At 50.9% G+C, this 13,915-nt stretch carries 13 protein-coding genes; 11 read left to right on the top strand and 2 right to left on the bottom strand.

Annotated elements, in window-relative coordinates; all coding sequences use genetic code 11:
• The first annotated feature begins 11 nt into the window (after nucleotides 1-11).
• The 8 genes from aroQ (at nucleotide 12) to fis (ending at nucleotide 6,646) form a co-directional block, all read left to right on the top strand.
• Nucleotides 12-464, top strand: a complete 453-nt coding sequence (aroQ, locus tag KCR01S_RS07040; protein ID WP_061281558.1) for a type II 3-dehydroquinate dehydratase — start codon at nucleotides 12-14, stop codon at nucleotides 462-464.
• Between the two features lie 22 nt (nucleotides 465-486).
• A complete protein-coding gene (gene accB / locus KCR01S_RS07035; RefSeq protein WP_061281556.1) occupies nucleotides 487-951 on the top strand; it encodes an acetyl-CoA carboxylase biotin carboxyl carrier protein in 465 nt (154 codons plus the stop codon).
• A gap of 10 nt (nucleotides 952-961) precedes the next feature.
• Nucleotides 962-2,311 carry an acetyl-CoA carboxylase biotin carboxylase subunit gene (gene accC / locus KCR01S_RS07030; RefSeq protein ID WP_061281555.1) on the top strand — a complete coding sequence of 450 codons (1,350 nt, stop codon included), beginning with the start codon at nucleotides 962-964 and terminating at the stop codon, nucleotides 2,309-2,311.
• Nucleotides 2,312-2,421: 110 nt separating this feature from the next.
• Complete coding sequence (locus tag KCR01S_RS07025; RefSeq protein WP_061281553.1) at nucleotides 2,422-2,664, top strand: YhdT family protein; 243 nt, start codon at nucleotides 2,422-2,424, stop codon at nucleotides 2,662-2,664.
• Complete coding sequence (gene panF / locus KCR01S_RS07020) at nucleotides 2,654-4,105, top strand: sodium/pantothenate symporter (RefSeq protein ID WP_061281551.1); 1,452 nt, start codon at nucleotides 2,654-2,656, stop codon at nucleotides 4,103-4,105. Before KCR01S_RS07025 ends, panF begins: the two co-directional genes overlap by 11 nt.
• A gap of 11 nt (nucleotides 4,106-4,116) precedes the next feature.
• Nucleotides 4,117-4,998: a 50S ribosomal protein L11 methyltransferase gene (gene prmA / locus KCR01S_RS07015; protein ID WP_061281548.1), complete on the top strand. Its 882-nt coding sequence runs from the start codon at nucleotides 4,117-4,119 to the stop codon at nucleotides 4,996-4,998.
• Nucleotides 4,999-5,358: 360 nt separating this feature from the next.
• Nucleotides 5,359-6,324: a tRNA dihydrouridine synthase DusB gene (gene dusB, locus KCR01S_RS07010; RefSeq protein ID WP_061281546.1), complete on the top strand. Its 966-nt coding sequence runs from the start codon at nucleotides 5,359-5,361 to the stop codon at nucleotides 6,322-6,324.
• A gap of 25 nt (nucleotides 6,325-6,349) precedes the next feature.
• Nucleotides 6,350-6,646: a DNA-binding transcriptional regulator Fis gene (gene fis / locus KCR01S_RS07005; protein ID WP_000462905.1), complete on the top strand. Its 297-nt coding sequence runs from the start codon at nucleotides 6,350-6,352 to the stop codon at nucleotides 6,644-6,646.
• 71 nt (nucleotides 6,647-6,717) lie between these two features.
• On the opposite strand, the gene KCR01S_RS07000 is transcribed toward fis, so the two are convergent.
• Both KCR01S_RS07000 and envR read right to left on the bottom strand, forming a co-directional pair.
• Complete coding sequence (locus tag KCR01S_RS07000) at nucleotides 6,718-7,551, bottom strand: MBL fold metallo-hydrolase (RefSeq protein ID WP_061281544.1); 834 nt, start codon at nucleotides 7,549-7,551, stop codon at nucleotides 6,718-6,720.
• Nucleotides 7,552-7,679: 128 nt separating this feature from the next.
• Entirely contained in the window at nucleotides 7,680-8,300 is a 621-nt protein-coding gene (gene envR / locus KCR01S_RS06995; RefSeq protein WP_061281542.1) for an acrEF/envCD operon transcriptional regulator, read from the bottom strand.
• A 363-nt stretch (nucleotides 8,301-8,663) separates the two neighbouring features.
• Between envR and KCR01S_RS06990 the strand changes: the two genes are divergently transcribed.
• The 3 genes from KCR01S_RS06990 to KCR01S_RS06980 all read left to right on the top strand — a co-directional run bounded on the left by KCR01S_RS06990 (nucleotide 8,664) and on the right by KCR01S_RS06980 (nucleotide 13,461).
• On the top strand, nucleotides 8,664-9,803 hold the full coding sequence (locus KCR01S_RS06990; protein ID WP_061281540.1) for an efflux RND transporter periplasmic adaptor subunit: 1,140 nt from the start codon (nucleotides 8,664-8,666) through the stop codon (nucleotides 9,801-9,803).
• A 12-nt stretch (nucleotides 9,804-9,815) separates the two neighbouring features.
• Nucleotides 9,816-12,926 carry an efflux RND transporter permease subunit gene (locus KCR01S_RS06985; RefSeq protein ID WP_061281537.1) on the top strand — a complete coding sequence of 1,037 codons (3,111 nt, stop codon included), beginning with the start codon at nucleotides 9,816-9,818 and terminating at the stop codon, nucleotides 12,924-12,926.
• 313 nt (nucleotides 12,927-13,239) lie between these two features.
• Nucleotides 13,240-13,461 carry a lipoprotein gene (locus KCR01S_RS06980; protein ID WP_035891258.1) on the top strand — a complete coding sequence of 74 codons (222 nt, stop codon included), beginning with the start codon at nucleotides 13,240-13,242 and terminating at the stop codon, nucleotides 13,459-13,461.
• The last annotated feature ends 454 nt before the right edge of the window (nucleotides 13,462-13,915 follow it).

Raw genomic sequence — 13,915 nt, 5'->3', positions numbered from 1 at the left:
ATAGCAGCACAATGACTGACAAGTTTCGCATTTTGCTTTTGAACGGCCCGAACCTGAATATGTTAGGCACCCGTGAGCCAGAGAAGTATGGCACGCTGACGCTTTCCCAGATCGTTAGCCGCTTAAACGCGGAAGCCGAAACGCTGAACGTCACGCTCGACAGTCTGCAATCTAACGCCGAGTACGTCCTCATCGACCGTATTCATCAGGCTAAAGACAACATTGACTATATCCTGATTAATCCGGCCGCGTTCACGCACACGAGCGTTGCCATTCGCGATGCGCTGCTGGCGGTGAGTATTCCGTTTATCGAGATCCACCTGAGCAACGTGCATGCGCGCGAACCATTCCGCCACCACTCATATCTGTCCGATATCGCCTCTGGCGTTATCTGCGGACTTGGGGCTGACGGCTATTCATACGCTTTACAGACGGCGGTAAAACGCCTGTCACAATCACACTAAACAAAGAGTACGGAACCCACTCATGGATATTCGTAAGATTAAAAAACTGATCGAGCTGGTCGAAGAGTCTGGCATCAACGAACTGGAAATTTCTGAAGGCGAAGAGTCTGTACGTATCAGCCGCTCAGCACCGAGCACCGGCTATCCAGTGATGCAGCAGGCCTACGCAGCGCCTGTTATGCAACCGCAGGCACCTGTTGCGGCAGCAGCAGCACCAGCTGCAGCTGAAGCTCCGGCTAAAGCTGAAATCAGTGGTCACATCGTACGTTCCCCAATGGTTGGTACTTTCTATCGCACACCAGGCCCGGATGCTAAAGCATTCGTGGAAGTGGGCCAGAAAGTTAACGTGGGCGACACCCTGTGCATCGTTGAAGCGATGAAAATGATGAACCAGATCGAAGCTGACAAAGCCGGGACTGTGAAAGCAATCCTGGTAGAAAGCGGTCAACCGGTTGAATTTGACGAGCCTCTGGTCGTCATCGAGTAACGAGGCGAAGATGCTGGATAAAATTGTCATCGCTAACCGCGGCGAGATCGCACTGCGTATTCTTCGTGCCTGTAAAGAACTGGGCATCAAGACCGTCGCCGTGCACTCCACAGCGGATCGCGATTTAAAACACGTATTACTGGCGGATGAGACGGTTTGTATTGGCCCGGCTCCATCCGTGAAAAGCTACCTGAACATCCCGGCTATCATCAGCGCTGCTGAAATTACCGGTGCTGTTGCAATTCACCCAGGCTATGGCTTCCTCTCTGAGAACGCCAACTTTGCGGAGCAGGTTGAACGCTCTGGCTTTATCTTCATCGGCCCGAAAGCTGACACCATCCGTCTGATGGGTGACAAAGTGTCCGCCATCACCGCGATGAAAAAAGCCGGCGTACCGACCGTTCCAGGCTCTGACGGCCCGCTGGGCGACGACATGGACGCTAACCGCGCTCATGCTAAACGCATCGGCTACCCGGTGATTATCAAAGCCTCCGGCGGCGGCGGCGGTCGTGGTATGCGCGTTGTGCGCAGCGACACCGACCTGGCGCAGTCCATTGCCATGACCAAAGCTGAAGCTAAAGCAGCCTTCAACAATGACATGGTGTACATGGAAAAATACCTGGAAAATCCTCGCCACGTCGAGATCCAGGTACTGGCTGATGGTCAGGGTAACGCTATTTATCTGGCTGAACGTGACTGCTCTATGCAGCGCCGCCACCAGAAAGTTGTCGAAGAAGCACCAGCACCGGGCATTACCCCGGAACTGCGTCGCTACATCGGCGAACGCTGCGCGAAAGCCTGCGTGGATATCGGCTACCGCGGTGCGGGTACTTTCGAGTTCCTGTTCGAAAACGGCGAGTTCTACTTCATTGAAATGAACACCCGTATCCAGGTAGAACACCCGGTTACCGAGATGATCACCGGCGTTGACCTGATCAAAGAGCAGCTGCGTATTGCTGCCGGTCAGCCGCTGTCCATCAAGCAAGAAGAAGTTCAGGTTCGTGGCCACGCGGTAGAATGCCGTATCAACGCCGAAGACCCGAATACCTTCCTGCCAAGCCCTGGTAAAATTACCCGTTTCCACGCGCCTGGCGGCTTTGGCGTTCGTTGGGAGTCTCATATCTACGCGGGCTACACCGTGCCACCGTACTATGACTCAATGATCGGCAAACTCATCTGCTACGGTGAGACCCGCGACGTGGCGATTGCTCGCATGAAGAATGCGCTGCAGGAGCTGATCATCGATGGCATCAAAACCAACGTAGATCTGCAGATGCGCATTATGAGCGACGAGCACTTCCAGCATGGTGGAACTAACATCCACTATCTGGAGAAAAAACTCGGATTACAGGAAAAATAATCCTGTTATCGCAGCAAAAGGCCGGAATTTCCGGCCTTTTTTCTTTTTCTCTCCCCTCATCTTTTCCTTGCGGTACAATCCCCGCTTTCTTCATCCACAAGGGACAAAAAATGGACAAGCGTTTTGTTCAGGCCCATAAAGAGGCGCGCTGGGCGCTGTGGCTAACCCTTTTCTATCTTGCTGCATGGTTAGCAAGTGCTTACCTACCAGATTCGATGCAGGGTTTCACCGGCCTGCCGCACTGGTTTGAGATGGCCTGCCTGCTGATGCCGCTGATTTTTATACTGCTGTGCTGGGCGATGGTGCGCTTTATCTTCCGTGATATCCCGCTGGAGGATAACGATGCAAACTGAAATTATCATCGTATTGGTTTTGTACCTGATGGTCGTGTTCGGTCTGTCGCTGTACGCCATGCGTAAGCGCAGTAGCGGATCATTCCTCAGCGAGTATTTCCTCGGCAGTCGCTCTATGGGGGGTCTGGTGCTAGCCATGACGCTGACCACCACCTATATCAGCGCCAGCTCGTTCATCGGCGGCCCAGGAGCCGCCTATAAATACGGCCTTGGCTGGGTGCTGCTAGCGATGATTCAGGTGCCGACTATTTGGCTATCGCTGGGCGTTCTGGGTAAGAAATTCGCGATTCTGGCTCGCCGCTATAATGCGATTACCCTCAATGACATGCTGCAAGCGCGTTATCAAAACCGTGCGGTAGTATGGATTGCCAGCATCAGCCTGTTGGTTGCTTTTGTCGGTGCCATTGCGGTGCAGTTCATCGGCGGCGCCCGCCTGCTGGAAACCGCGGCGGGTATTAAATACGAAAATGGTTTGCTGATTTTCGGCATCACCATTGCGCTGTATACCGCGTTTGGCGGCTTCCGCGCCAGCGTACTCAACGATACGATGCAGGGCATGGTTATGCTCATTGGTACCATCGTGCTGCTGGTCGGTGTGGTTCACGCGGCAGGGGGGCTGCATAACGCGGTCGAAACGCTGGAACAGATCGATCCGAAGCTGGTGTCTCCGCAAGGGGCTGACGATATCCTGACGCCAACCTTTATGACTTCATTCTGGGTACTGGTCTGCTTCGGGGTCATCGGCCTACCGCATACTGCGGTACGCTGTATCTCGTATAAAGACAGCAAGGCGGTGCATCGCGGTATTATCATCGGTACTATCGTGGTGGCGCTGCTGATGCTGGGAATGCATCTTGCTGGCGCACTGGGCCGCGCGGTGCTGCCACATCTGACCGTACCGGATCTGGTCATCCCTACGCTGATGGTACAGGTATTACCGCCGTGGGCGGCAGGCCTGTTTCTTGCCGCGCCGATGGCCGCTATCATGTCGAACGTTAATGCTCATTTGCTACAAGCTTCTGCGACTATCGTGAAAGATCTGTGGCTCAGTGCGCGTCCGGCTAAAATACGTAATGAACACCGTCTGAAGCGCATTTCGACCTGGACCACATTGGTGCTGGGTATTTTGATGATGCTGGCCGCCTGGCGTCCGCCGGAAATGATTATCTGGCTGAATCTGTTGGCCTTCGGCGGCCTGGAGGCGGTGTTCCTGTGGCCGCTGGTGCTGGGCCTCTACTGGGAGCGGGCGAATGCAGCTGGCGCGCTGAGCGCGATGATCGTCGGCGGCGTACTGTACGCCGTGCTCGCCACATTTAAAATTCAGTATCTGGGCTTCCATCCGATTGTGCCTTCATTACTGCTAAGTTTGCTGGCGTTTGTGGTGGGGAACCGTTTCGGTCAACCCGTCCCACAGGACGCCGTAATTTCTACTGATAAATAAAGAGTTTTGCCATGCCGTGGATCCAACTAAAACTGAACACTACCGGCGCAAATGCCGAAGACCTTAGCGATGCGCTGATGGAAGCCGGCTCGGTCTCCATCACCTTCCAGGATACGCATGACACGCCGGTATTTGAGCCACTGCCGGGCGAAACTCGCCTGTGGGGTGATACCGACGTTATCGGCCTGTTCGATGCAGAAACCGACATGAAAGAGGTGGTTGCCCTCCTCGAGCAGCACCCGCTGTTGGGTGTAGGCTTTGCGCACAAAATCGAGCAACTGGAAGATAAAGATTGGGAACGCGAATGGATGGACAATTTCCACCCCATGCGTTTCGGTGAGCGGCTGTGGATCTGTCCGAGCTGGCGCGATGTGCCGGATGAAAACGCCGTCAACGTCATGCTCGATCCGGGCCTGGCGTTTGGTACCGGTACCCACCCAACAACCTCTCTGTGTCTGCAATGGTTAGATGGGCTGGATTTAGAGGGTAAAACGGTTATCGACTTTGGCTGCGGATCGGGGATCCTGGCGATCGCCGCGCTGAAGTTGGGTGCGGCCAAAGCCATCGGGATCGATATCGATCCTCAGGCGATTCAGGCCAGCCGTGACAACGCCCAGCGTAATGGCGTTTCTGAGCGTCTGGAACTGTACCTGCCGCAAGACCAACCAGACGCCATGAAAGCCGATGTGGTGGTTGCTAACATCCTGGCGGGTCCTTTACGCGAGCTGGCTCCATTAATCAGCGTACTGCCCGTTACAGGCGGTCTGCTGGGACTTTCTGGTATCCTGGCAAGCCAGGCTGAAAGCGTGTGCGAAGCCTATGCCGATCTCTTTGAACTCGACCCTGTGGTGGAGAAAGAAGAGTGGTGCCGCATTACCGGGCGCAAAAAATAATCGTTTTTCGATGCGGCCTTCGGGCCGCATTTTCCCCTGTTATATCGGCCATCAGCGCCATAAATGAGAAGCAGATCTCATTTCTTGCTCCGTTTTCGTTCATAAAATCATCTCTTTATCGGTCGAGTCATCCCCTTTACGTAAGAAATCGCGAGAAGTTTTACGAATTTATGATTGAGCACAAATCATCCACTTCCATTTAATGTGATGATTAATATAGATATTTATTAACAATTCACTCCCAACGCTGAGATTCATTGATCTACAACATCTGATTGCTCAAAGTTTGGCCTTTCATCTCGTGCGAAAAATGCGTAATATACGCCGCCTTGCAGTCACAGTATGGTCATTTCTTAACTCATGCGCATCGGACAATATCAGCTCAGAAATCGCCTGATTGCAGCACCTATGGCTGGCATCACTGACAGACCATTCAGGACGCTGTGTTACGAGATGGGAGCAGGTTTAACAGTATCCGAGATGATGTCCTCAAACCCTCAGGTTTGGGAGAGCGACAAATCTCGTCTACGGATGGTGCACGTTGATGAACCAGGTATTCGTACCGTGCAAATCGCCGGTAGCGATCCTGAAGAGATGGCCGGAGCCGCCCGCATTAATGTGGAAAGCGGTGCCCAGATTATTGATATCAATATGGGCTGTCCGGCAAAAAAGGTGAATCGCAAGCTTGCAGGCTCAGCCCTACTGCAATACCCGGATCAGGTGAACGCTATCCTGAACGCGGTTGTTAAGGCGGTGGACGTTCCTGTCACACTCAAGATTCGCACTGGCTGGGCTCCAGAACACCGTAACTGTGTAGAAATTGCCAAACTGGCTGAAGACTGTGGCATTCAAGCTCTGACTATTCACGGACGCACCCGCGCCTGCTTGTTTAACGGAGACGCTGAGTACGACAGCATTCGGGTAGTTAAGCAGAACGTTTCCATTCCGATTATCGCGAATGGCGACATTACTGACCCGCTTAAAGCCAGGGCTGTACTCGACTATACGGGGGCTGATGCCCTGATGATAGGACGTGCGGCTCAGGGAAGACCCTGGATCTTTCGGGAAATCCAGCATTATCTGGACACTGGGGAGCTGCTCCCGCCACTGCCTCTGGCAGAGGTGAAGCGCTTGCTTTGTACGCATATTAGGGAACTGCATGACTTTTATGGTCAGGCTAAAGGGTACCGAATTGCGCGTAAACACGTATCCTGGTATCTCCAGGAACACGCTCCAAATGACCAGTTTCGGCGCACATTCAACGCCATTGAAGATGCCGGCGAACAGCTGGCGGCGTTGGAGGCATACTTCGAAAATTTTGCGTAATTAGAAATAAAGAGCTGACAGAACTATGTTCGAACAACGCGTAAATTCTGACGTACTGACCGTTTCTACCGTTAACTCTCAGGACCAGGTAACTCAAAAACCCCTGCGTGACTCGGTTAAACAGGCACTGAAGAACTATTTTGCTCAACTGAATGGTCAGGATGTTAATGATCTGTATGAGCTGGTACTGGCTGAAGTAGAACAGCCCCTGTTGGACATGGTGATGCAATACACCCGTGGTAACCAGACCCGCGCCGCCCTGATGATGGGTATCAACCGCGGTACTCTGCGTAAAAAACTGAAAAAATATGGCATGAACTGATACTAATCAGTTAAGTTGCTGTTTAAGAAGGCGCTACTCGGCATGGGGACGCGCCTTTTTTATTGCTCTTTTTAAACCGCAGAATAGATCAGCTGATACCCGCGCTCAGCCGGCAGCACCAAAGCAAATCCCGAACCGCCAAAGTGCATTCCCGCCACCAGCACGCCCTCTTCCGCTACCTGCGCCATAATCCTCTGGCGTGACGCCTGCGCCTGTACAGGATCGATATCAAAGGCCACCGTTGCCTCCGGCCGCGCCGTCTGAATATAAGGGAAATGCACAATGTCTCCCCAGATAAGCAGGCTCCTATCATCCGCATCAATTCTATAGCCCGTATGCCCCGGCGTATGACCTGGTAATGGTACAGCGGAAAGACCTTCCACAATAGGCCGTTCATTAAGAACGTGGACTCGTGTGCCATAGACATCCAGCGTCTTGCGTACACGGGTAAAATTACGCTGTGCGCGCTCGTTTGCCTGTGCAAATCGTTCATCATCGAGCCAGTGGGCTAATTCATTGGGATGTAGGTAGACATCAGCACAGGGATAAACCGCCTGATGGTTATCATCCAGTAGCCCACCAATGTGATCCGGGTGAGCATGAGTCAGCAGTATCGTATCGATGCGATCGGGCGTAACGCCTCTCCGGAGCAAATTGGACTTCAGTTGACCGCCAACGTTATTTACCCCACCCGTCCCTGAATCCACCAGAATGGTGCGCCCACGCCCGCAAATCAGGTAGCCATAAATGTGGAGATTGCCAGGTTCAACAACGCCAGCGCTGCGCTGTATTTCCCCTGCATCCGTTATTTCTATCCCCGATAGTAGATCCAGGCTGGCTTCCATATTGCCATCACTCAGTGCGGCAACCTGAAAATCCCCAATCTGGCGAAAGTCATCATGCATAAAAACCTCATTATAAGCAGGATCAGTAGAACACAAGATGACAGATACCGCATGCGGAGGACAGCGCGAGGGCGGTTAAATGAATTAATTTCAGGCGCCGTCATTCACTAACACGAAATCCGGCCAGGTCAGCGACGCTGACGATAGCAGGTAGCCATAATGTTATCGACCAGCAATGGCGCCTGTTGGTAAAGGTCGAATTGCTGCGGATCCATTAGCCAGTTTTTGATAATCCCGCTAAAAGCGCTGTGCAATATTATCAATATAATTTCGATATTTGTATCAACCGGTAATAGACCATTACGCACGCACATCTGGAATGTGCTCCGCATAAGCTCATAATTAAAACCTATCTTTTTCCTGATTTCAGGTTCTGACAACATTTCATTGTTGAATTCACATTTATGATAGAGGATTTGCATCAATGCACGCTGTTTTGGCGTCTCGGCAATATATTGCAAAGCGATAATGAATTTATTTTTCAAATGTTCTAATGGATTAGTATCATCCAACTGTATCAGTTTATGATGCACCAATTCTCTCAGCGGTAGCTGTTCCTGCCACATGGCATTAAACAATTCATTTTTACTGGTGAAATGCCAATAAACAGCGCCGCGTGTAACACCAGCCGCATCGGCAATATCAGTCAACGTCGTACCACTGACGCCATGTAGCGCAAACTGCTCAATCGCAGCATTAAGCAGCATCTGCCGGGTTCTGAACGCCTCTTCTTTCGTTCTTCTTGCCATACAGGGTTTCGTTTCCCTATCAATATGCGGCGATTGGAATAGTCAAACTGGATTAAATTTACCACTCAAGTTACACGTAGTATTTAGCAAAAAGTTTTATCGCATCATAAAATCAATAAATACACACAACGAATGAATTTATAAAAATATATTACAGCGATGAATATATAACTCCCCCACCCACAAAAATTAAATATTTAGACACAATGATTTTGTGTTTTCGTGCTTTTGCTGGCCAGACTAAAATAACTAACACTTACATCCATCATTGTTTATTTGTAGGATGACGAACTGCTTTTTTATTCATTATTTCTTCCACAGATTATTAGCCAAAATGGGTTATCAGTCTATAAGGGAACTGCAATGACGAGTTACGCCAGAGTTAAATTTATATCTAGCTTAATTATCACCACCGCGCTGCTCAGCGGTTGTGATAATTCAGGAGATCAACAAGCGCACGCGCCAATGCCCCAAGTGACCGTGCATGTTGTGAACAACGCGCCATTGTCCATCACCACAGAGCTCCCGGGCCGCACCACCGCATTCCGTATTGCCGAAGTTCGACCGCAGGTCAGTGGAATCATCCTTAAGCGTAATTTCACCGAAGGCGCCGATATTCTGGCTGGACAATCGCTGTATCAAATTGATCCTGCAACCTACCAGGCAGCCTATAGCAGTGCAAAAGGCGATGAATCAAAAGCGCAGGCCGCCGCGGCAATCGCCCATTTGACGGTGAAACGCTACGTTCCCTTGTTGGGTACTCAATACATCAGTCAGCAGGATTACGACCAGGCCGTCGCGACGGCTCGCCAGGCCGATGCTGACGTTATGGCAGCCAAAGCTGCCGTCGAGAATGCACGGATTAATTTAGCCTACACCAAGGTTACCTCGCCAATTTCAGGCCGTATTGGGAAGTCCAGCGTAACGGAAGGCGCTCTGGTCACTAACGGCCAGTCCGATGCATTAGCGACCGTACAGCAGCTCGACCCGATTTACGTCGATGTCACCCAGTCCAGCAGCGATTTCATGCGGCTCAAACAAGAGAGCCTGCAACACGGTAACGAGGCTAAAAGCGTTCAACTGCTGATGGAAAATGGACAGGCTTACGCGTTGAAAGGTTCATTGCAGTTCTCTGATGTCACCGTCGATGAAAGCACGGGGTCAATTACTCTACGAGCTATTTTTCCCAATCCACAGCACGAACTGTTACCGGGCATGTTTGTCCGCGCACGTGTAGATGAAGGCGTAAACCCGAATGCCATGCTGGTTCCGCAACAGGGGCTGACTCGTACGCCGCGTGGAGACGCAACGGTCCTGTTGGTTAACGATAAAAATCAGGTCGAGGCACGCAGCGTGGTGGCAACACAAGCCATTGGTGACCATTGGCTTATTACCAGCGGTTTGAAAGCCGGCGAGAGAGTGATCATCAGTGGCCTGCAGAAAATACGCCCGGGTGTCACCGTAAAAGCTGAAGAAGATACTACGGCCCCTGCGGCACAATAAGGTACCGATCCCATGTCTACGTTTTTTATCCACCGACCGGTGTTTGCTTGGGTGCTGGCAATCATCATGATGATTGCCGGCGGCTTAGCTATTTTGCAATTACCTATCGCTCAGTACCCCACAATAGCCCCACCAGCCGTTGCCATCTCGGCTACTTACCCCGGAGCTGATGCGCAGACAGTGCAGGACACCGTCACTCAGGTTATCGAACAGAACATGAACGGTATTGATAACCTGATGTACATGTCCTCAACCAGCGACTCCGCGGGTTCAGTGACCATTACGTTAACCTTTGAATCCGGTACCGACCCCGATATTGCTCAGGTTCAGGTTCAGAATAAGTTGCAGCTGGCGACGCCGCTGCTGCCACAGGAAGTTCAGCAACAAGGGATTAGCGTCGAGAAATCAAGCAGCAGCTTCCTGTTGGTCGCCGGTTTTATTTCCGATAACCCGAGTACGGTACAAGACGATATCTCCGACTACATCGCCTCTAACGTGAAGGATCCTATCAGCCGTCTAAACGGCGTCGGCGATGTGCAGTTATTCGGTGCTCAGTACGCGATGCGTATCTGGCTCGATAACAATTTGCTGAATAAATACAATTTGACGCCGGTAGACGTTATCAACCAACTGAAGGTACAGAACGACCAAATTGCGGCCGGCCAGTTGGGTGGAACGCCTGCAGTAAAAGGGCAGCAGCTTAACGCGTCCATTATTGCGCAGACCCGCCTGAAAGATCCTGAAGAATTCGGCAAAGTCACTCTACGCGTCAATGCCGATGGCTCAGTCGTGCATTTAAGTGACGTTGCGCATATTGAACTTGGCGGTGAAAACTTCAACGTGGTTGCACGAATTAATGGTAAACCTGCATCAGGCCTTGGGATCAAGTTAGCGACAGGGGCCAACGCATTAAATACTGCGAACGACATTAAGGCCAAACTGGCAGAACTACAGCCCTATTTCCCTCAGGGGATGAAGGTGGTCTATCCATATGACACCACCCCCTTTGTCACCCTCTCTATTCATGAAGTTGTTAAAACGCTATTTGAAGCTATCATTCTCGTCTTCCTTGTGATGTATTTGTTCCTGCAAAACATCCGCGCAACGCTCATTCCGACCATTGCGGTGCCGGTTGTACTGCTGGGGACCTTCGCAGTACTGGCAATCTTTGGCTACTCAATTAACACATTGACCATGTTTGGGATGGTGCTTGCCATTGGCTTGCTTGTTGATGATGCGATAGTGGTGGTCGAGAACGTCGAACGCGTAATGGCTGAGGAGAAGCTATCCCCGGTTGAAGCAACGGATAAGTCCATGACCCAGATACAGGGAGCGCTGGTCGGCATTGCGATGGTGCTATCTGCAGTCTTTGTACCAATGGCTTTCTTCGGTGGGTCAACTGGCGCTATCTATCGCCAGTTCTCTATTACCATTGTATCGGCGATGGCGCTGTCCGTTCTGGTCGCCTTAATTTTGACACCCGCATTATGCGCTACGCTGCTTAAGCCGGCGTCCGCCGATCATCATGAGAAGAAAGGTTTCTTTGGCTGGTTTAACGCGAAGTTCGAACGCAGCGTAAACCACTACACCAATAGCGTAAGTGGCATTCTCCGCTGCACGGGCCGTTATCTGATTGTTTATCTGCTGATTGTGGTCGGGATGGCTGTACTGTTTGTACGCTTGCCAACTTCTTTCCTGCCGGAGGAAGATCAGGGTGTATTCATGACCATGATCCAGCTCCCTGCGGGAGCAACGCAAGAGCGCACGCAGAAAGTATTGGATACCGTAACGCACTATTATTTGAATGATGAAAAAGCCAATGTCGAGAACGTATTTACCGTTAACGGCTTCAGCTTCGGCGGTCAGGGGCAGAACTCCGGTATGGCGTTTGTCAGTTTAAAACCCTGGGATGAACGTCGTGGCGATGAGAACAACGCTGAGTCAGTCATTAAGCGTGCCACGATAGCGTTCAGCCGCATTAAAGATGCGATGGTATTCCCATTCAACATGCCTGCAATTATTGAGCTGGGTACCGCAACGGGTTTTGACTTCGAGCTTATCGATCAAGGCGGCCTTGGCCACACGGCCCTGACTCAGGCACGTAATCAACTATTAGGCATGGTGCAGCAACACCCTGATCAGCTTGTCCGTGTCCGTCCAAACGGGCTAGAAGATACAGCTCAGTTCAAGCTTGATGTTGACCAGGAGAAAGCGCAGGCGTTGGGCATTTCGCTGTCGGATATCAACGAAACAATCTCAGCGTCATTAGGCGGGTATTACGTTAACGACTTTATCGACCATGGCCGCGTGAAGAAAGTCTATCTGCAGGCTGACGCGAAGTTTCGTATGCTGCCAAGCGACGTCAATAATATGTTCATACGCAGCGGCAACGGGAAGATGGTTCCGTTCTCTGCCTTTGTAACATCACGCTGGGTTTATGGCTCTCCGCGCCTGGAGCGCTTCAACGGTCTGCCATCAATGGAGATTCTGGGTGAAGCAGCTCCCGGTAAAAGTACCGGTGAGGCTATGACGCTCATGGAACAGCTAGCTGCTAAGCTGCCTGCGGGTATCGGGTTTGATTGGACGGGTATGTCTTATCAGGAACGGTTGTCCGGCAACCAGGCTCCTGCACTCTATGCAATTTCATTGATCGTCGTCTTCCTGTGCCTGGCGGCACTTTATGAGAGCTGGTCAATACCGTTCTCCGTCATGCTAGTCGTGCCGTTAGGCGTCGTCGGCGCACTGATCGCGGCCTCACTGCGTGGTATGAATAATGATGTCTACTTCCAGGTTGGCCTACTTACAACTATCGGTCTTGCCGCCAAAAACGCCATCTTGATCGTCGAATTTGCTAAGGATCTGATGGATAAAGAGGGGAAAGGGATCATTGAAGCTACGCTCGAGGCATCACGTATGCGCTTACGTCCGATCCTGATGACTTCTCTGGCCTTCATCCTCGGCGTAATGCCGTTGGTGATCAGCCATGGCGCAGGCAGCGGAGCACAAAATGCGGTGGGTACCGGCGTGATGGGAGGGATGCTAACGGCAACGCTGCTAGCAATCTTCTTTGTCCCGGTTTTCTTCGTCGTCGTCCGGCGCCGATTTGGCAAACATACGGAGTAATCTCCATTAATTCTCTGCAAAGGCGCCTCAGGGCGCCTTTTTTGATCCCGTGAACGTCATTATCTATAACGTCTCAAGGCGTTACAGCTTTCCCCCTTAAATCCTCTGAATGAATCCGGTATTCATTATTTTCTCCTACATTATTTCTTCACAATTTCGACGATTTCAATACTTGTTCTCCATGATATTTACGTAACACATAAATTGAGATTATTTCCCCTATCAGGGCGCTATAGTGAAGATGATAAAATAAGCCATTCCGTAATACGGTATCTTTCTGCCGTATTGAAACGGACTCTTTAGAGGCTATATCATGAAAAAATTCATTCTGGTAACCCTTCTGGCCACATTGCTGGCTGGCTGTGCTCACGACTCACCTTGCGTACCCGTTTACGATGATCAGGGTCGTTTGGTTCACACCAATACCTGTATGAAGGGTACAACACAGGACAACTGGGAAACAGCAGGCGCGATCGCTGGCGGTGCAGCGGCACTGGCTGGTCTGACATTAGGTATTGTCGCCCTGACCAAATAAGGTTTTACCGTTCCTCCTCCGCGCTTATCCGCTCTCAGATAAACAGCATAAGCGCGGAGTGATTACCTTTTCCGATCCACCGTTGTTATTTCCAACCTCTTAAAAATAACCAACTAATATAATGCATTAGCAAATGCTGTTTTATATTCTGCAACATCACCAACCGCTCGTTAATACTTATCAAAACGTCCCACTCAGCCCGTTAGAGCCCCAGTTAGAATACTGAATAATAAGTACATAAGAGTTAAAAGTATTGATTTGTGCTCGTCATGGCTAAGCATTGAAAATTGCCGAGGTGTAGGTTCACATCATTTAAATAGCGGTAATTATAGTTATATACGTGTAAGCATAGATGCAAGAAGGGCCCATTCTAACGAATGGGCCCTTCTTTTCGTGATGTTATATAAACAAAAGGCCCAGTCTTTCGACTGGGCCTTTTGTTTTAATTGATGTC

Source organism: Kluyvera cryocrescens NBRC 102467, from assembly GCF_001571285.1.
GTDB classification, from domain to species: Bacteria; Pseudomonadota; Gammaproteobacteria; order Enterobacterales; family Enterobacteriaceae; genus Kluyvera; species Kluyvera cryocrescens.
This window is presented reverse-complemented; position numbering and strand designations above follow the sequence as displayed.